The sequence below is a fragment of the Nocardia panacis genome, assembly GCF_003598715.1.
Classification (GTDB): Bacteria; Actinomycetota; Actinomycetes; order Mycobacteriales; family Mycobacteriaceae; genus Nocardia; species Nocardia panacis.
This window is the reverse complement of sequence record NZ_QZFU01000019.1, coordinates 278,235-296,704: the sequence shown is the minus strand read 5'-3', so window position 1 is coordinate 296,704 and position 18,470 is coordinate 278,235. Positions and strand designations below refer to the sequence as shown.

18 protein-coding genes and 2 pseudogenes are annotated in these 18,470 nt (G+C 65.5%); 12 read left to right on the top strand and 8 right to left on the bottom strand.

The window, feature by feature from the left end:
- Positions 1-258 precede the first annotated feature (258 nt).
- The 4 genes and pseudogenes from D5S18_RS35730 (at position 259) to D5S18_RS16105 (ending at position 1,918) form a co-directional block, all read left to right on the top strand.
- A complete protein-coding gene (locus D5S18_RS35730; RefSeq protein ID WP_239003804.1) occupies positions 259-699 on the top strand; it encodes a type II toxin-antitoxin system VapC family toxin in 441 nt (146 codons plus the stop codon).
- A 55-nt stretch (positions 700-754) separates the two neighbouring features.
- Positions 755-1,081, top strand: a pseudogene (locus tag D5S18_RS35725) (zinc finger domain-containing protein); the annotation flags it as partial.
- Positions 1,082-1,307: 226 nt separating this feature from the next.
- Positions 1,308-1,622, top strand: coding sequence for an AbrB/MazE/SpoVT family DNA-binding domain-containing protein (locus D5S18_RS16110; RefSeq protein WP_120041752.1), 315 nt, complete (start codon positions 1,308-1,310; stop codon positions 1,620-1,622).
- On the top strand, positions 1,619-1,918 hold the full coding sequence (locus D5S18_RS16105) for a hypothetical protein (protein ID WP_120041750.1): 300 nt from the start codon (positions 1,619-1,621) through the stop codon (positions 1,916-1,918). Before D5S18_RS16110 ends, D5S18_RS16105 begins: the two co-directional genes overlap by 4 nt.
- 316 nt (positions 1,919-2,234) lie before the next feature.
- On the opposite strand, the gene D5S18_RS16100 is transcribed toward D5S18_RS16105, so the two are convergent.
- Positions 2,235-4,136, bottom strand: coding sequence for a hypothetical protein (locus tag D5S18_RS16100; protein ID WP_120041748.1), 1,902 nt, complete (start codon positions 4,134-4,136; stop codon positions 2,235-2,237).
- Between the two features lie 77 nt (positions 4,137-4,213).
- On the opposite strand from D5S18_RS16100, the gene D5S18_RS16095 reads away from it, so the two are divergent.
- From D5S18_RS16095 to D5S18_RS16070, 6 genes and pseudogenes are all read left to right on the top strand, one after another.
- Positions 4,214-4,744 (top strand): 3'-5' exonuclease, encoded by a 531-nt coding sequence (locus D5S18_RS16095; RefSeq protein ID WP_120041746.1) that lies wholly within the window; start codon positions 4,214-4,216, stop codon positions 4,742-4,744.
- The gene (locus D5S18_RS16090; RefSeq protein WP_120041744.1) at positions 4,741-5,640 is read left to right on the top strand and encodes a serine/threonine-protein kinase; all 900 of its coding nucleotides are present in this window, start codon (positions 4,741-4,743) and stop codon (positions 5,638-5,640) included. Before D5S18_RS16095 ends, D5S18_RS16090 begins: the two co-directional genes overlap by 4 nt.
- A gap of 3 nt (positions 5,641-5,643) precedes the next feature.
- Positions 5,644-5,979, top strand: a pseudogene (locus tag D5S18_RS16085) (zinc finger domain-containing protein); the annotation flags it as partial.
- A 65-nt stretch (positions 5,980-6,044) separates the two neighbouring features.
- On the top strand, positions 6,045-6,626 hold the full coding sequence (locus D5S18_RS16080) for a dihydrofolate reductase family protein (RefSeq protein WP_120041742.1): 582 nt from the start codon (positions 6,045-6,047) through the stop codon (positions 6,624-6,626).
- Between the two features lie 5 nt (positions 6,627-6,631).
- Entirely contained in the window at positions 6,632-7,687 is a 1,056-nt protein-coding gene (locus D5S18_RS16075; RefSeq protein ID WP_120041740.1) for a PHP domain-containing protein, read from the top strand.
- 94 nt (positions 7,688-7,781) lie between these two features.
- Positions 7,782-9,314 (top strand): substrate-binding domain-containing protein, encoded by a 1,533-nt coding sequence (locus D5S18_RS16070; RefSeq protein WP_120041737.1) that lies wholly within the window; start codon positions 7,782-7,784, stop codon positions 9,312-9,314.
- A gap of 71 nt (positions 9,315-9,385) precedes the next feature.
- Here the strand turns inward: D5S18_RS16070 and D5S18_RS16065 are convergent, their stop codons facing one another.
- From D5S18_RS16065 to kdpF, 7 genes are all read right to left on the bottom strand, one after another.
- Positions 9,386-9,706 carry a helix-turn-helix domain-containing protein gene (locus D5S18_RS16065; RefSeq protein WP_120041735.1) on the bottom strand — a complete coding sequence of 107 codons (321 nt, stop codon included), beginning with the start codon at positions 9,704-9,706 and terminating at the stop codon, positions 9,386-9,388.
- A complete protein-coding gene (locus tag D5S18_RS16060) occupies positions 9,703-10,080 on the bottom strand; it encodes a type II toxin-antitoxin system RelE/ParE family toxin (RefSeq protein WP_120041733.1) in 378 nt (125 codons plus the stop codon). Before D5S18_RS16060 ends, D5S18_RS16065 begins: the two co-directional genes overlap by 4 nt.
- 125 nt (positions 10,081-10,205) lie before the next feature.
- On the bottom strand, positions 10,206-10,388 hold the full coding sequence (locus D5S18_RS16055; RefSeq protein ID WP_120041731.1) for a hypothetical protein: 183 nt from the start codon (positions 10,386-10,388) through the stop codon (positions 10,206-10,208).
- Positions 10,389-10,533: 145 nt separating this feature from the next.
- Positions 10,534-11,499 (bottom strand): potassium-transporting ATPase subunit C, encoded by a 966-nt coding sequence (locus tag D5S18_RS16050; RefSeq protein WP_120041729.1) that lies wholly within the window; start codon positions 11,497-11,499, stop codon positions 10,534-10,536.
- Positions 11,499-13,658, bottom strand: a complete 2,160-nt coding sequence (gene kdpB / locus D5S18_RS16045; RefSeq protein ID WP_120041728.1) for a potassium-transporting ATPase subunit KdpB — start codon at positions 13,656-13,658, stop codon at positions 11,499-11,501. Before kdpB ends, D5S18_RS16050 begins: the two co-directional genes overlap by 1 nt.
- A gap of 1 nt (position 13,659) precedes the next feature.
- The gene (kdpA, locus tag D5S18_RS16040; protein WP_120041727.1) at positions 13,660-15,339 is read right to left on the bottom strand and encodes a potassium-transporting ATPase subunit KdpA; all 1,680 of its coding nucleotides are present in this window, start codon (positions 15,337-15,339) and stop codon (positions 13,660-13,662) included.
- A complete protein-coding gene (kdpF, locus tag D5S18_RS36380) occupies positions 15,340-15,426 on the bottom strand; it encodes a K(+)-transporting ATPase subunit F (protein WP_120041726.1) in 87 nt (28 codons plus the stop codon).
- A gap of 371 nt (positions 15,427-15,797) precedes the next feature.
- On the opposite strand from kdpF, the gene D5S18_RS34885 reads away from it, so the two are divergent.
- Positions 15,798-15,947, top strand: a complete 150-nt coding sequence (locus D5S18_RS34885) for a hypothetical protein (protein ID WP_158607882.1) — start codon at positions 15,798-15,800, stop codon at positions 15,945-15,947.
- Complete coding sequence (locus D5S18_RS16025; protein ID WP_120041724.1) at positions 15,944-18,442, top strand: sensor histidine kinase; 2,499 nt, start codon at positions 15,944-15,946, stop codon at positions 18,440-18,442. Before D5S18_RS34885 ends, D5S18_RS16025 begins: the two co-directional genes overlap by 4 nt.
- Positions 18,443-18,470: the final 28 nt, after the last annotated feature.

Here is an 18,470-nt window from a genome sequence, read left to right as displayed (position 1 = left end):
GGCTATGCCTTTGCCGAGCGACGACTACACCGACAAGAAGTCCGTAACACTGCGGCGGAGCCTCATTTCGGAGGTCGAAGATCTCGCAGGCCGGCGCGGATTCTCGGCCGCGACGGACGAGGCCCTCGCGCAGTGGGTCGCTCGCACTCGGCTGCGCCGGGCAATCGAAGAATATGAGCGGACCGCCGGGGTGATCACGCCGGACGAGATGGAGGCGATCGTGCGCCGAGTAGGCGGGTTGTGAGCCGCAGAAGTGCCGTGACCTCCTTCTCCGGGCCGGCGGTCGTCCTCGACGCGCAAGCTATGTCGCTGCTCGGCGAGCCAGATCATCACCCGGACAAAAGACAACTTGTCGGCCTGCTCAAGGCATACGAACAAGCGGGTTTCATGGTCGGCCTGAGCGTGGTGACGCTAGCCGAACAACGCCGAGCCGGCCAAGCAGGTCAACGCTTGCTGTGGTGGAGCTCGAGGTTGATCAGAGTCCCGGTGTCGGAGGAGATCGCCGAGCATGCGCGGGATCTGCTTGATGCCGCAGGGCTGGACGGACATCGCTCGGTCGTGGACGCCCTCGTCGTCGCGACAGCGGCCACCTCCCCGGATCAAGCCCGCGTGGTGTCCAGTGACGCTTCGCACATCCCCAAGCTGTGCGCCGCCGCATCCGAAGGGCGTCCCCTCGCAGTTGAGTTCAGACACGTGTGAGCTCCGGACTCGAGTTATTAGCCCAGGTCAGCCACGGTGCACTAATTCGATGCCGACCGGTATCGGCAACATCTATGCCGACGAGGCACTGTGGCGCGCGCGGAACCACGGTGAGCGCATTGCCGCCAAGCTCACCCGCCCGGCCCTGCGGGTACTGCTGAGCGAGGTGCAGACGGTGATGTCGGAGGCGCTGCGCGCGGGCGGGACTTCCTTCGACGCGCTGTACGTCAACGGCCAATCGGGATATTTCGAGCGTTCGCTGGACGCCTACGGCCGCGAGGACGAATCGTGCCGCCGCTGCGGTGCGCCGATCCGGCGGGAGAAGTTCATGAACCGCTTGTCGTATTCGTGCCTGCGCTGCCAGCCAAGACCCAGGCGGTAGCCAAACGGATCGATCCGGTTGCGGCACTGCGGGTATAGACGGCGATGAGGTGTTCGCGGGTGCAGGAGCCGACCACCTGGGGCAGCGAAAGAAAGCATCCGGGTCGACAGCCTTCTTCACCTCGGCGTAAAACCGCTCGGTGTCCAGGTCGAGGTGAGTGGCAACAGCAGTCGATGCTACGCTGATGGATAGTTGGAAAGTTGGAATATCCGCTAGGCGGTAGCTGATGACGATAGAAGTGACGACTCCGCTTCGCTCCAAGAGCCAGAGCACAGTTCCAGAGGCCGTACGTCGAGCACTGCATGTCGAGGAGGGTGATCAGCTGCGATGGGTGGTCGAAGACGATGGCAGCGTGACAGTCGTCGGGCAGCGGCTGATCGATACGTCGCAGGCGTGGTTCTGGACCGACGAGTGGCAGGCCAAGGAACGAGAGGCCGATGAGGCGATCGCCTCAGGTCGAGTCATACGATACGAGCTCGGTTCTGCCGCTGATGTCGAGGCGATGTTCCGTGATCTCGGCCTGGAGGCCGACGACGAATGAAGGTCGTCATCTCGTTCACGGAACCAGCTCAGCGCGACATGAAAAAGCTGACCGGACAACAGCAACGCCAGTTCACGGCGGCGATGCGGTCCAAGCTGATTCCGGCATGGGAAAACGGCATATTCCCACGAGGTCTGGGCTTCAAGAAGATGCAGGGGGTTCCCGGCGATATCTGGGAGGCCCGCTGGGCGCCTGACGGCCGGATAACATGGCAGTACACAGACTCCGGCGCAATAGAAATCCGGGCGGTACTCATCCGCCGAGTGGGGACACACGATATCTATCGACAACCCTGAGGCGGGCGTGCCAATACTCGTCCCCAATAGCTTGCGCGGTCCGACTGAGCAACCCGCCAACTCGGCCGTGAACTTCGGCCGAAGCGGAGCAGAGCCGAGCACTGACGGTGGCGCGACTTGGCCCCACGACCCGGCAACCACCACCGGCCCACGCACATCCTTCGCACTCGCCATTCGACCATTCCTGACTCGATCGGAGCCTGGCCCAGTAGTCCGTCCCCGTCGTGTGCAGCTGGCCGCGCCCCCGATCGGCGTCGGCCCAGACAGCGAGCGCTCGACTCTGCTCCGGTAGCCGGTTCCGATACCGTACGAACGATCACCCAGCGCTGGCGATGACTACAAGTTCCTCACACACGCCGTTGATCGCATCCCGGCGCGCGTGGTGCAGGAGGCGTTCCAGCAGGCGAAGCCGGAAGGTGTCGTCGGCGGCGCTGGCATCGCACGGCAACCCCACATGGGCGTCGTACCGTGCCCGGCTAAGGTGCGGCTGGACGATGACGATCTCGAAACCATCTGTCGGGCGGCGGCTGTCGAGCATGTCCAGCAACTCCGACCGGTCGTCGGCACGCACACCGTTATTCCACGTCGCTGGGCGCTCGACGCCGGGATGTTCGAGGTGTCGGCGCAGCCGTTCGACGTCGGTATAGATCAGGTTCTTGAGGGCCTGGCTGACCACAACTTCGTATGGGGTAACCGCGATGCCCCGGCGCGGACTCGCATTCTCGGCGCCCTTGATGTGTATCAGTCGAAGCCTGCCGTTGTTATCGATATGGATGAAGTCGGCGGCCTCTCGCGATCCATCGTCGCAGGTCAGCCACCCATCAGCGAAATTCCGGGAAACCCAGGTAAACAGCGACCTGTCCCCCTGTCCGATTCTGTCGTGTATTTCCTGACGCTTCCGGGTGTCGGGTTTCTCACGATCAATCAGATAGCCGTCGAAGTCACCCCACTCCCATTTCGGGAAGTGCACGTCCGGAATCTCGTGCTTGTAGAAGTTGCCGTCGAAGAACATGTGTCCCGACCGGTAGTACACGCGCACGAGCCCGCTGTTGTGGAGCGCATTCTTCACCGGGATGACGAGATCCTCCCTGATCGGCTGCACTCCGGGCACGTACCCGACCGCCAGCGTGTACCTGTCTCCTTCCTGCCGCGGGGACACCGTCAACGAGCCACCGATCGTCCCATCGACACCCGTCTCGACAATGAAATCGACTGTATCCGGGCGCCCGATGACCACGAAGGCCGCATACTCGAGCGCTGCGGCGGCAGCAGCGTTTCCGCGGTCCGGTTCTGCGGCGTCGGGGGGCTCGTCGAGGGCTGGAACCATCTCGAAGGCGCCGTAGATTCCTGTGGTGTCCGCAACCGGCTGGGCCAGCCGCGACAGCACCGAGGAACCGGTCGAACCATTCGCCATCTGCTTCTCGATCATCCGTACCAGCTCGCCGACCGCCTGCACGAAGTCGGCGAATTCCAATCGGCGAGACGACCAGACTCGCGAGTTCCGCGGCGTCGTTCCGATCTTGCCTTTCAAGGCGATCCGGTCCGGGTCGTCTGCCAGCGCCGCCCGCCCGGACCCGAGCGCGTACGTGGCATCGGCCACCGGATCGAGAGCTTCGCCCAGGCTTATTCCGCTGATGATCTTCGAGTCCGCTTTATTTCTGCGTGGCCGATCTACGCCATACAGCCACAGGCCCTTGATTTCACCCTGAAGCAGCGCGTTTTCCAGCACGTTTGCCGGAATTCGCCGCCATCGACACAGCGGCTGTCGCAACCAGCTCTTCAGCCGTTCCATATCGGACCGGCACGCGTGCAGCACCGCGAATCTGCCCACTCGCAGGAGAACGGCTAGCGGAAATTCCGCGCCCACACAGTCCGACAGCAGGACGGAGTCGCTGCACAACCATCCGGCCGCGCGGTTCTCCTCGACCGCGAACCCCGCCATCCGGTCGACCCCGGCTGCCGTTAACGCCTCGGCCAGCTCCGGCGAAATCTCCTCACCCGGCACCCAGGCGCTGCGGGCGATCAACCGGCTGTCGACGCCCCTGCGATGCATCCCGGGTAGCAGGAACTGCTCGAGCGCGGTGAATCCGGCATCGACGTCGTCTCCCGCCGCCTGCAACACCAGCAGTGACATGAACGGCCGTAGATCCTCCCACGGGAGACGGCCGGGCAGATCGGGACCATTTCCGCCGTCGTTCGGCGTGCTCGTGACTGTCATTTCTCCTCGGCATCAACATCCGCGGTCGATCGGCGAAACTGACCCTGAGCTACCGGACCACCCACGAAATCCTCAGTGTGGCAGCGGGTCTGCTCGGTGAGGAAGAATGGGACGACCTCGACGAGGGAAGCGACGACCTGACCGGCTATCGCTCCGTACTGCGCGGCAACCCCCCTCGGTCGCGGCCATACCCCACGTGGGAGACCGAACTCGACGGTATCACCGACCAGATCAGCGAGTGGCACGGCGGATCCATCGCGGTTGCGGTGCCGGAGCGGTGGATGATCGACGCCGTCGAGCAACACCTGGCCCAGACCGGGATGAGGGTTACGGTAATCGGCGCGGACGGCCCCCGCGACGCCGAGGCGCCGGTGCATATCGGCACGATGCACAGATTCAAGGGCCTGGAGTACCAGCGGATGATCCTCGCCGGCGTCGCCGAAGGTCTGCTACCCAGCACTCATGTGCTCGCGCTGAAGAACACCGATCCGGCACGGTACCGCTTGGAAATGAAGCAGGCCCGCTCGCTGCTGTTCGTCGCCGCGACCAGGACCCGCGACAACCTCGTCATCAGCTGGCACGGGCGCAAGAGCAGATTCCTGTCATGAGGACCCTGGCCAGCCGCTACCGCATCACCTTCCCGATCGGCCACGGTGGCATGGGAGAAGTGTGGCGCGGCACCGACACTCGTCTCAACCGAGAGGTGGCGATCAAGCTGGTGACGCCGGAATTCACGACGGATTCCGACGCTCGCCGCCGTTTCCGCCGGGAGGCCCGGATCACCGCCCGGCTGCACCATCCCGGCGTACCGGCGGTCTTCGACTACGGCGAAGACGACTCGGGCGAGCTGTTCCTGATCATGGAGTTGGCACAGGGGCACACCGTCGGCGCCCTCCTGGGCGAATGCCGCGGACTTCCGGTGGGCTGGGCGGCATCCATCGCCGCGCAGGTCTGCGCGGTCCTCACAGCCGCTCACTCGGTGGATCTGATCCATCGCGACATCAAACCGGAGAACCTCGTCCTGGCCCCGAACGGGACAGTCAAACTCATCGACTTCGGCGCGGCGACATCGTTGACCGTCGGTGAGTACTCCACGATCATCCAGCACGGCGACCCTCCGCTCTCGCTGAACTACATGGCGCCCGAGCTGTGGGAGGCCGCACCCGCGAGCCCGGCCAGCGATGTCTTCGCGATCGGCGTGCTGCTGTACGAACTGCTCACCGGATCCACACCGTTCGCCTACGGCCCCGGCGAGGCCGGATACGGCAACTCCGCGGCACCCGAATCCATGCCTGGCGTACCGGCGGAGCTGGAGATACTTATCCAACGGCTGCTATCCAACGACCCGGCGCAACGGCCCTCCGCTCCAGCTACTCATCGTGCGCTGGTTCCCTGGATCCGTGAACTTTCCGATCTTCCCAGCTGGATCGACCGTGATCTGTCCGCAGACCCCGTCCACCTGTATGTCAGCGCATTGTCGTCAACTGCCGGCGGGAATGCCTGATCAACTGGCGTCGGCAATATCTATGCCGACGAATCGCTGTGGGGCGCCCGGATTCACGGGAATCGGCAGGCATCAGCGCTGACCAAGCCGGCAGTGCGGGAACTACTCGACCAGGTCGGCTCGGTCATGGGTTCGGCCCTGGCGGCGGGCGGAACATCCTTCGATTCGCTGTATGTGAATGTGAACGGCGAATCCGGTTACTTCGAACGCTCCCTCGCCGTGTACGGCCGCGAAGACGAGCCGTGTCGCCGCTGCGGCGCGCCGATCCGCCGCGAAAAGTTCATGAACCGCTCCTCATACTCCTGCCCCAAGTGCCAACCGCCTCCTACCCATAGTTGAGTAGCGCGGCTACCGTTTTCCTCAGGCGGTCCGGAATGTCACACCCGGCCGTGGAGGAAGGACACATGCGCAAGCTCACGTACTACGTCGCATCCACGATCGACGGTTTCATCGCCACCGAGCAGGGATCGGTCGATTTCTTCCCGGTCGGTGGCGATCACGGACCGGCGATCACCGCGCAGTACCCGGAGACCCTGCCGACGAAGGTGCGCGAGGCACTCGGTATCGACAAGACCAATGCCACCTTCGACACGGTGCTGATGGGCCGCAAAACCCACGACTTCGGGGTGCGGACCGGAACCTCGAGCCCGTACGCGCATCTGCGACAGTTCGTGGTGTCCACCACCCTGCCCGAGAGTCCGGATCCGGCCGTCGAGCTGATCGCGTCCGACCCGCTGCAGCGGGTGCGGGAACTCAAGCGCGACAAAGGGTTGGGGATCTGGCTGTGCGGCGGCGGCGAACTCGCGCAGGTGCTGCTGCCCGAGATCGATCAGATCTATCTGAAGCTGTATCCGATCGTGCTCGGTCGCGGTCGGCCGCTGTTCGGGGCCGGCCCGCGGCTACCCGAAGCCGCCTGCTTCCGGGTGCTCACCAGTCGGGTCTTCGAGGACGGTGTCGCGTTCGTGAAATACAGCCGGATTCGATAACCACTGTGGCGCAACAGGACTCGACCGCATCGGAACCGGCCGCGCCGGGTCCGGTCGAGGCGTTGCGCGAGATCGGGTTCTGGCTCGAACGCGGCCGGGCACAGACCCACCGGGTGCGTGCCTACCGCAGGGCCGCCGAGATCGTCGCCGAGCTGTCGCCGGAAGACCTTGCCGCGCACCGGGAATCGGGCAACTGGCAGGAGTTGCCCGGTATCGGGCCGAAGACGGCGGCCGTCATCGCGCAGGCCGGCTCCGGGGTGATCCCGGACTATCTGCGCGAGTTGCGCCTCGAAGCGCGACCGATCGGCCCGGAGGGGAAACCGTTGCGCGCCTTGCTGCGCGGCGATCTGCACACCCATTCCGACTGGTCCGACGGCGGCAGTCCGATCGCGGAGATGATGGGCGTGGCCGCCGCGCTCGGACACGAATACTGCGCGCTCACCGACCATTCCCCGAGGCTCAAAGTGGCGAACGGGCTTTCGGCCGATCGCCTGCGTCGCCAACTCGACGTGGTGGCCGAACTCAACGAGCGGCTCGCCCCGTTTCGGGTGCTGACGGGGATCGAGGTCGACATCCTCGATGACGGTGCGCTCGATCAGCGGGCCGACCTGCTCGCCGAACTCGATATCGTCGTCGCCAGCGTCCATTCGCACCTGCGCGCCGACAGCGCGACCATGACCCGGCGCATGGTCGACGCCGTCGCGGACCCGAATGTCGATGTGCTCGGCCACTGCACCGGCCGACTGGTGGAGGGGGAGCGGGGCACTCGGCCGCCATCGCAATTCGACGCCGAAGTGGTCTTCGAGGCGTGCCGCCGCTACGGCACCGCCGTCGAGATCAACAGCAGGCCCGAACGCCGCGACCCGCCTTCGCGGCTGCTGAGACTGGCCGTCGAGATGGGCTGCGAATTCGCCATCGACACCGACGCGCACGCACCAGGGCAGCTCGATTTCCTCGGCTACGGTTGTGCGCGGGCCGTCGCGAACGGTGTCCCGCCGGTCCGGATCATCAACACCAAACCGCTGGACGAACTGCTGACCTGGACCCGCGACCCGACCTGATCTGGCGTCGCCGTCGCGCGCACGCTACCTTGTTGCCCGAACAGGCGAACGCGAATGCGGTTGCCGCGGCACAACGTTGGGGAGCAGACAACCGGTGGGCGGATCTCCGATCGAAATTCTGTTGGCGCTCATCGGTATCGCGGTGCCGATCATCGCCTTCACCTGGGAATTCGTCCTGGTCGGGCGGCGTCGACTCGGATACCGGGTGCAGATGGACACACCGGTCACCGGTGAGATCGAGTCGGTGTTCCCCGGCGTGCTGCCGCAGTTGCGCCCGTCCGATGACGGGAGAAGTCCGGAGCTGAAAGACCTTTCGGTCGTGTTGGTCCGGATAGAGAACAGCGGTGTCACCACCATCGATCCCGGCGACTATGCGGTGCCGGAGAATTCGCGCGTCGGCCTGCACCTGCAATTCCCGCAGCGCAAGGTCATCGGTATGGCGGTGACCGAGCTCAGCGATTCGGGACTCGGCGAATTCCTCGATCTCGGTTCGGGTATCGCGGTGCGCGAGGAGGCCGGGCATACCGGTGTCATCGATCTGCCCAGGGTGCAGCTCAATCGCGGTGACCACTACAAGATTCTGGCTATCCTGCAGCGTTCCGTCGGTGTCGGCGAATATCCGGCCCCGCAAATCCGAGGCCGGATCCGGGGCGGTCGGCTCAGCGAGACCGCGAGTCGCACCGGCGTTTCCCGATTCACCGTGGGGCTCATCGCATTTCTCGCCGTGGTGATCGCGGTGCAGTACGCGGTCGGGCGATTCGACACCGCGCCGTCGCGCGAACCGCTCGACTGCGCGGCGGGCAAACTCACCGTGGTCGGTTCCACCGCGTTCGAGCCTGTTGTCCGGCAGGCTGCCGACTCCTACCGGAAGCTTTGCAGCGGTAGCGAATTCGCCTTCGCCATGGAGGGCAGCGATCCCGGACTCGGCAGGCTCGACGAGGAGGGGAAGAACAATCCCGGACTCGTCGCCGTTACCGATGGCGCGAAGGGTGTCGGCTATCCGTCGCTGCGGGCCAGGCCGTTGGCCACCTCGCTGTTCACCATGATCGCGCACAAGGATGTGGGTGTGCACGACCTGACCCTGGCCCAAATCCGCGATCTGTACGCGGGCCGTATCGCCAACTGGAATCAGGTCGGCGGCGCGGATCTGCCGGTGCGCCTGGTGAATCGCACCCACGGGTCCGGCACCCGCGACACCTTCGAGCACCGTCTGCTCACCGAACCCCAACCCGTCTACCCCGCCGCCACCTGCCGCGAGGTCCGCTACACCGCCCCGCCGAGCCCGACCCACTGCGACACCGCCCTCACCAAGGACATGCTCAAAGCCGTCGCCGAGACCCCCGGCGCCATCGGCTACGCCGAATCCGCCGATGCCGCGAAAACTTCCGGCATCGTCCCCCTCACCATCGAAGGCCACACCGCAACCCGCGAATCCGTTCTCGACAAGACCTACCCCTTCTGGGGCGTCGAATACGCCTACACCAACGGTGATCTCCCCGCCGAGACCCTCGCCACCGCCTTCCTCCGCTACCTCACCGACCAGGCAGGCAAGGACGTGATCCGCAGCGCCACCGCCCTCCCCTGCGCCGACCTCCCCAACCCAGCCCTCTGCCAACCGTATTCATAGGCCCACCCCTGACCTACGGCCGCCCGATTCCAGATATCGGGCGGCCGTGCCAACACAAGGATCTGTCGGGTTCAGCCGACGCGTAGCTGTTCGTCGCCGAAATCGGCGATGAGTTTGAGTTCGCCGCCCAGCGCGGCGACATAGCGGCTCAGCACCTCTCGCGTCGAGACTTCGCCCTGCTCGATCTGCGAGACCCGCGCGACAGAGATGCCCATCAGGTCGGCGATCTGCTTCTGGCTGAGGCCGCGATGTTTCCGCAGTTCTCCAAGCCGCCAGCCGCGTGCCCAATCCTGGAGCTGCTCGACTTCGGCGCCGAACTGTGCCGCCCCGCCTGCAGTTTCGACGGCGCGTTCGAGCTGCCCGGTATCGCGCCACCGGCGATGAGTACTCATATTTCCAGCTCCATTCGTCGCTCGCTCGAATAGTCCTGATACAGGCGCTCGGCCCGTGGTACCGCTGTGCGATACCACTGTTGCCATTTCCCGGATTTGTCGCCGGCGACCAGCAGGATCGCCGACCGCCACGGATCGAACACGAACAGAATGCGAATCTCGGTTCTTCCCGTGGATCCCGGTCGAAGCTCCTTCATATTGGCTAGACAGGACCCGGAGATCGTGTCGACCAAGGGCCGCCCCTGACGGGGGCCATTCTTTTCGAGAACCAGGATGGCCTGGTTCACCAGTTTGTGCGTTTCCCGGTCGGTCTCATACAGCGTGTCGAGAAACTGCTCGACCTCGTCGGTAAGCAAGATCTCCCACTCATGCATCGACGCTACCTCCCCCAACTCGTAGATTCAAGGATTTTGTTAAATCTCGATCTATCGAACCGGGGAAGTGTAGAGGAAGGGGCGGAGGGTGCTGTGAAAGGAGTTGCGAGGGTGTGGATTCAGAGTCAGGTGGAGCGGAGGGTGTTGGTGGTGGGGTTGTGGCGGACGTAGGAGTTGTAGTAGCCGAGGGCAACGGCGCCGAAGTAGGCGATGAGGAGGTTGGCTATGCCGGGGTGGGTGGTGGCGACGGCGAGCCAGACGACGGCCGACAGTGCCCAGAGCGCGATATCGAGGATTTTGCCGTTCATGGACGGATCCTTAGCTGGAGTTTACCTTCTCGGATGCTTCATCCTATGAGTGAATCCGTTGCGGCAGAGGGGATTTCGGGGCGTGCGGGGTGTAAAGAAACGAGGGCCGCCCCCCGGCGGGGAGGCGGCCCTCGAAGCAGCTGGGTCAGCCGTGGAAGGGGTGGCGGGTGTCCAGGTCGAGGTTGAGTTCGAGGACGTTGACGCGGGGTTCGCCGAAGAACCCGAGTTCGCGGTTGGTGGTGTGGGCGGCGACCAGGTCGTTGACCTGGGTGGCGGTGATGCCGCGGGCCTTGGCTACGCGGGCGACCTGGATGGCGGCGTAGGCGGGGGAGATGTGCGGGTCGAGGCCGCTGCCGCTGGCGGTGACAGCATCGGCGGGGACGGGGGTCTGCACCGGAGCGTCACCGCGGATCGGCACTATCAGTCCGGTCGAGTAGTCCTCCGCACCATTGGCGTCGACTTTCGCGCATTCCACGCGCACACCGAGGTAGGTGTCCAGGAATGGTTTCGGCGCGACCTGGCAGGCCTCGTTGACGCTGACCACCCTGGTGGGGGCGAGCACCTTGCCGTGTGAGTCGCGCGGACCCATGACGGAGAGCACCGCGCCGACACCGGTGTCCTTGGTGCAGAACGGTCGCGCGCCGTCGACGCCCTCCAACTGCCCGACCGCCTGGCTGCGCTGGCAGACCGTGGTCAGCAGGCTCGCGGATTTGGCGGTCACCTTCTTCGGATCCTTGGGATCCAGGGCCAGTGCGTCGACAATGCTTTCCGGACCCAGATTGCCGAAGTTGGAACCCGAGGAGTCGTAGCCGTCGGGCATGGCGCTCACACCGGTGGCCTCGTCGGCTGCGGGGACGGCATTAGACGGGCGGGTCTGGAAATACTGGCGCAGCGGTGTGCCTTTGCCGTCGGTGAATGCCTGACCGATCAGGCTGGAGCCGACGAGTTTCCCGTCCCGCGTGATCAGCGAGCCTTCCGCTCGATCCTTGAGCCCTGGCAGTTGCGCGACCGCGAAAACCGCGAGGGGGTAGATGATTCCGGTGATCGCAGTCAGAACCAGTAGCGCGCGCAGCGCGGCGAGGTGTTGCCGGATCCAGGTTGACATTCGCATTAGGACATCCCTGGGAGGAATTGGATAACGAGGTCGATGATTTTGATGCCGATGAACGGCGCGATGATCCCGCCGAGGCCGTAGATGTAGAGGTTGCGGCTCAACAGCTTCGACGCGCTGGAGGGTGTGTAGTTCACTCCGCGCAGCGCCAGCGGGATCAGCACCACGATGATGATCGCGTTGAAGATGACCGCCGACAGGATCGCCGACTGCGGACTGTGCAGTCGCATGATGTTCAGAACGTCGAGGCCGGGGAAGAGGGCCACGAACATCGCCGGGATGATCGCGAAGTATTTGGCGATGTCATTGGCGATGGAGAAGGTCGTGAGCGCGCCTCGGGTGATGAGCAACTGTTTGCCGATCTCCACGATCTCGATCAGTTTGGTCGGATCCGAATCCAGATCGACCATATTGCCCGCTTCTTTGGCGGCCGAGGTGCCGGTGTTCATGGCCACGCCCACGTCGGCTTGGGCCAGTGCGGGGGCGTCGTTGGTGCCGTCGCCGGTCATGGCGACGAGCCTGCCGCCTTCCTGTTCCTTCTTGATCAGCGCCAGTTTGTCCTCGGGGGTGGCTTCTGCGAGAAAGTCGTCGACGCCCGCTTCCTCGGCGATCGCCTTGGCGGTCAACGGATTGTCGCCGGTGATCATGACGGTGCGGATGCCCATGCGGCGCATTTCGTCGAAGCGTTCCCGCATGCCCTGTTTGACGACGTCTTTGAGGTGGATGACGCCGAGCAGCGTCGCTTTCCCCCCGACGATCTCGCCGACGACCAGCGGGGTGCCGCCGGAGGCGGAGATCCCGTCGACGATGATGCCGACCTCGTCGGGCACCTGTCCGCTATTGGCCCGGACCCATTCGGTGACGGCGCTGGCCGCGCCTTTGCGCAGTTGATGGCCGTCGGCCAGGTCGACACCCGACATCCGGGTTTGGGCGGTGAATTCCACCCAGGTCGCGCCGGTGAGTTCGCCGGGTGTGCGTTCGCGCTTGTTGAACGCCTGTTTGGCGTACACCACGATGGAGCGGCCCTCGGGGGTTTCGTCGGCGAGGCTGGAAAGCTGTGCCGCGTCGGCCAATTGGTCGGCGGTGATGCCGGGCATGGGCACGAAGTCGGAGGCTTGCCGGTTGCCGAGGGTGATGGTGCCGGTCTTGTCGAGCAGCAGGGTGTTCACATCGCCCGCGGCCTCGACCGCGCGGCCGGACATGGCCAGCACGTTGCGCTGCACCAGCCGGTCCATACCCGCGATGCCGATGGCCGAGAGCAGCGCGCCGATGGTGGTCGGGATGAGGCAGACCAGCAGCGAGACCATGACGATTCCGGTGACACCGTTGACGTCGAGCGCCGAAGTGTCGGGGACGCCGGGATTATTGGATTTGGCGAAGATGGCCATCGGCTGCAATGTCATCACCGCGAAGACGAAGATGATGGTCAGCGCGGCGAGCAGGATGTTCAGCGCGATCTCGTTGGGTGTTTTCTGCCTGCTCGCGCCCTCGACGAGCGCGATCATCTTGTCGATGAAGCTGCCGCCGGGTTCCTGGGTGATCTGCACGACGATCCGGTCCGAGAGCACCGTGGTGCCGCCGGTGACGGCGGAGCGGTCGCCGCCGGATTCCCGGATGACCGGGGCGGATTCGCCGGTGATGGCCGATTCGTCCACGGAGGCGATGCCTTCCACGACGTCGCCGTCGCCCGGAATGACCTGGCCCGCCTCCACCACGACGTGATCGCCGCGCCGCAGTTCCGGTGCGGCCACCCGCTCCTCGGTGGTGTCGGCCTGACCGGGACGCCAGTCGACCAGTCGGCGGGCGACGGTGTCGGTTTTGGCTTTGCGCAGGGTGTCGGCCTGCGCCTTGCCTCGTCCCTCGGCGACGGCTTCGGCCAGATTCGCGAAAAGGACGGTCAGCCAGAGCCATACGACGATGGCCCAGGCGAAGAAGGTGGGGTGGACGATCGCGAGCACGGTGGACCAGACGGCCCCGATCTCCACGATCAGCATGACCGGGTTGCGCCACAGGGTGCGCGGGTCGAGTTTCTTGATGGCGTCCGGCAGGGACCGGTACAGCAGTTGCGGATCGAACATCCCGCCGGCTACCCGGCCGCCCTTGTGCTTGTCCGGAGCCTGCTCCGGTTTCGACGTCGTGTCGAGGGTTGGGGTGGTCATATCAGTGGATTCCTTCGGCGAGCGGCCCGAGCGCGAGCGCGGGCAGGAAGGTCAGGGCGACCAGGATCAGCGTCACTCCGGCGACCATGCCGACGAACTGCGGTCGGTGCGTGGGAAGCGTGCCGATCGATTCGGGGGTGCGACCCTGTTGCGCGAGCGATCCGGCGAGGGCGAGCGCGAAGATGATCGGCAGGAACCGACCGAACACCATCGCCAGGCCGAGCGCGGTATTCCACCAGACGGTGTTGGCGGACAGGCCCGCGAAGGCCGAACCGTTGTTGTTGGCGGCGGAGGTGAAGGCGTAGAGCACTTCGGACAGTCCGTGCGGGCCGGAGTTGGCCATTCCCGCGCGTTCGCCGGGCAGCGCCATGGCGACGGCGGTGCCGGTGAGCACGATCAGCGGGGTGGTCAGGAAGTAGGCCGCGGCGAATTTGATCTCGCGCGGGGTGATCTTCTTGCCAAGGTATTCCGGGGTGCGTCCAACCATGAGGCCCGCCACGAACACCGTGATCACGGCCAAGATGAGCATGCCGTACAGACCGGAGCCGGTGCCGCCGGGTGCGACCTCGCCCAACTGCATGTTGAACATGGCCATCATGCCGCCGAGGCTGGTGTAGGAGTCGTGCGCCGAGTCGACCGCGCCGGTGGAGGTGAGTGTGGTCGCGGTGGCGAAGGTCGACGAATTCGATACGCCGAAGCGGGTTTCCACACCTTCGAGCGCGGCGCCGACCGCCGTGGGCACGGTGCCGTGGTGGCGCAGCTGGAAGAAGTTGTTCAGGGTCAAGCTGATGGTGGCCAGGATGGCCATGACCGAGACGATCGCCCAGCCCTGCTTGCGATTGTTGATCAGCCTGCCGAAAGTCCGCGGCAGCGAGAAGCTGATTACCAGCAGGAGGAAGATCTCGATCCAGTTGGTCCACGCCGTCGGATTCTCGAATGGGTGCGCCGAGTTCACATTGAACACGCCGCCGCCGTTGGTGCCGAGCAGCTTGATGACCTCCTGGCTGGCCGCAGGACCGCCGGGCAGGACCTGCTTGCCGGTGTTGGCGACGGTCTCGGCGATCTGGTCGTAGAGGTGGAAGTTCTGGATGACACCACCGCAGACCAGCACCAGCGCGCCGATGAACGCGATGGGCAGCAGGATGCGAATCGTGCCGCGCACCAGGTCGACCCAGAAGTTGCCCAGATCGCCGGTGCGGCTGCGGGCGAAGCCGCGCACCAGCGCGACGGCGACCGCCATGCCGACGGCGGCGGAGACGAAGTTCTGTACCGAGAGTCCGGTCATCTGCACCAGGTGACCCATGGTGGATTCACCGGCGTAGTTCTGCCAGTTGGTGTTGGTGACGAAGCTGATGGCCGTATTCCAGGCCAGGTCGCCCTTCATCTCGGTCGAGGCCTGGCTCTCGGGCAGGTGCAGTGGCAGATGCTTCTGCAGGATTTGCAGGAAGTACAGGAATAGGACGCTGATCGCGGAGAAGGCGAGCACGCTGCGCGCGTACACCGGCCAGGTCTGTTCGACGCCGGGTTGAACTCCGATGGCGCGGTAGATGATTCGCTCGGCGCGGCTGTGCTTGGTGCCCGCGTACACCCGGTACATGTAGTCGCCGAGGGGTATGTGCACCAGCGCGAGTGCGAGAATCAGGGTCGCCGCGAAGACGATCCCTGCGGTAGTCGTGTTCACCTAGAACCTTTCGGGGGCGAGCAGTGCGGCAACCAGGTAGACGGCGATGAGAATGCCGAGCACCAGACCGATGATGTTCTCGGTCACAGCCGTTCCACCCCTCGCTGGATGAGGCCCAGAACTAGGAAGACGGCCACGGTGACCACCGCGAACACGACGACAGACATGGATACACACAACCTTTCAGCAGCGTCCGCACCTGCGGACGCATCAGGGTGAGTCAAACGTCCACGATGCACCCAGCGGAGATCCCTTACGACTCCTTTGCGCCCCGGACCTCCGCATTTGCGGTTCGTTTACAGCGGGTCATGGGATAACTGAAAGGATGCCGTCAAAGTGTGCGGCCAACCCGTCAACACACCGTAAAGACCGCGTTCGAACGAGATGGGCGCGGTAGAAGTGAGAGGACCGGCCAGGCGGACTCGACCGGTGTCACATCGGTTCAGGGAAGGATGCCCATGTCGGTAGTCACCGTCGCGGTGCTGGTCGGCTTCGTGGCCTGCGCATTGATCATCCGTGTGCTCGGCGCGCGGATCTCGCACCGACCGCCACGCCCGGCCCTCGCCCGGCAGGAAACCCGCGCGCGACGCGCGATGATGGACGAGTGAAGCGCGGGCGGTTACGGATCTACCTCGGTGCGGCGCCGGGTGTCGGCAAGACCTTCGCCATGCTCGGCGAGGCCCATCGGCGGCTCGAGCGCGGCCGGGATGTGGTGGCCGCGGTGGTGGAGACGCACGGTCGACCCAAGACGGCCGACCTGCTCGCCGGGATCGAGCGTGTCGCGCCGAAGATGATCGACTATCGGGGGACGTCGTTCCCCGAGTTGGATGTGGAGGCCGTGTTGCGGCGGCAACCGGCGGTGGTGCTGGTCGACGAGCTCGCCCACACCAACACCCCCGGCAGCAAACACGAAAAGCGTTGGCAGGACATCGAAGAACTGCTCGCCGCGGGGATGGACGTGATCTCGACGGTGAATGTGCAGCACCTGGAGAGCCTCAACGACGTGGTCGAGCAGATCACCGGAATCCAGCAGAAGGAAACCGTCCCGGACGCGGTGGTGCGTCAGGCCGAACAGGTCGAGCTGGTGGACATCACCCCGGAGGCGTTGCGGCGCAGGCTCTCCCACGGCAATGTGTACGCCGCCGATAAGGTCGATGCCGCGCTGCGCAACTACTTCCGTCCCGGAAACCTCACCGCCCTGCGGGAATTGGCGCTGCTGTGGCTGGCCGATCAGGTCGACGCGGCCCTGGCCAAGTATCGCGCGGACCACAAGATCAAGGATCTGTGGGAGGCACGCGAGCGGGTGGTGGTCGCGGTGACCGGCGGCCCGGAATCGGAGACCATCGTCCGTCGGGCCAGTCGCATCGCCACCAAGTCGAGCGCGGATCTTGTTGTGCTGCACGTGGTTCGGGGCGACGGCCTGGCCGGGGTGTCCTCCGAGCGGATGAACCGCCTGCGCGATCTGGCCACCAGTCTCGATGCCTCCCTGCACACCGTCACGGGTGACGATGTGCCGACGGCGCTGCTGGAGTTCGCGCGCGAGGTCAACGCCACCCAGTTGGTGCTCGGCACCTCGCGGCGCTCGCGCTGGGCGCGCATCCTGGACGAGGGCATCGGCTCGTCGGTGGTGCAGCGTTCGGGCAAGATCGACGTGCACATGGTCACCCACGAGGAGGCGCACAAGGGGCGGCGGTATTCGCTGTGGCCGCGCCAACCCGTGCGGGCCTGGTTGGCCTCGGTGGCGGTGCCGTTCCTGGTGTCCGGGATCAGCATGCTGTTCTTCGACCACACCTTGGAACTGGGTGGTATCAGCGCCATTTTCGTGGTGGGCGTGGTGGCGGTGGCGCTGCTGGGCGGCGTACTGCCCGCCGCGTTCTCGGCCGTGCTGTCCGGGGTGCTGCTCAACTGGTTCTTCGCCGATCCGCGCTACAGCCTGACCATCGCCGAGCCGAACAGTTTCATCACCGCCGTGGTGCTGCTGATCGTGGCGGTGGCGGTGGCGGCGCTGGTCGATGTGGCCGCCAAACAGACCCGCCAGGCGCGCAAGGCATCCCGCCAGGCCGAACTGCTCACCATGTTCGCGGGCGCGGTCCTGCACGGTGCGGACCTGCCGAACCTGCTCGAACAGATCCGCGAGACCTACGGGCAGCGGGCGGTCAGCCTGCTCTGCGGGGACATCGTGGTCGGCGCGGTCGGTGTCGAACCGCCGCAGCGGGTGCCCGACGCCGATATCGCCATCGAGGCGGGCGACGCGCAGAGCTGGCTGCTGCTGGCGGGAAAGCCCCTGGAGGTGGGGGAGCGGCCGGTGCTCAACGCGGTCGCCAATCAGGCCGCGGGACTGGTCAATCAGGCGCGTTTGGCCGAGGAGGCGAGTGCGGCGGCGGCCCTGCTCGAAGCCGACCGGCTGCGGCGCGCGCTGCTCTCGGCGGTCAGCCACGACCTGCGCACCCCGCTGGCGGGGGCCAAGGCCGCGGTATCCAGTCTGCGCAGCGACGATGTGGAATTCTCGCCCGAGGACACCTCCGAACTGCTCGAGACCGTCGAGGAGTCCGTCGATCAGCTCACCGCGCTGGTCGGTAACCTGCTCGATTCGTCGCGGCTCGCGGTCGGCGTCGTCCAACCGCAGTTGCGCACGGTGTATATGGACGAGGTGGTGCATCGGGCGCTGGTGAGCGTCGGGATGGGCGCGCGCGGATTGCGGCGCGCCGCCATGGATCGGGTGAAGGTGGAGGTCGGCGAGGTCTCCGTGCGCGCGGACGCGGGTCTGCTCGAACGGGTTGTCGCGAACCTCATCGACAACGCGCTGCGGCATGCCCCCCGCGACACCCCGGTGCGGGTCACGGCCGAACGCGACGGTGAGCGCGCGGTGATCGCGGTCATCGACACCGGCCCCGGTATCCCGCCCGGATCAGAGGAACAGCTCTTCGAACCGTTCCAGCGGCTCGGCGATCGCGACAACACCACCGGCGTCGGCCTCGGGCTGTCGGTGGTCCGCGGCTTCGTCGAGGCCATGGGCGGCTCCGTACACGCCGAACCGACCCCCGGCGGCGGCCTGACCATGCTGGTCGACCTGCCCGCCGACGAAAGCGAGCAGGAACAATGATGACGCTGGGAATGGACCGGACGCGGAC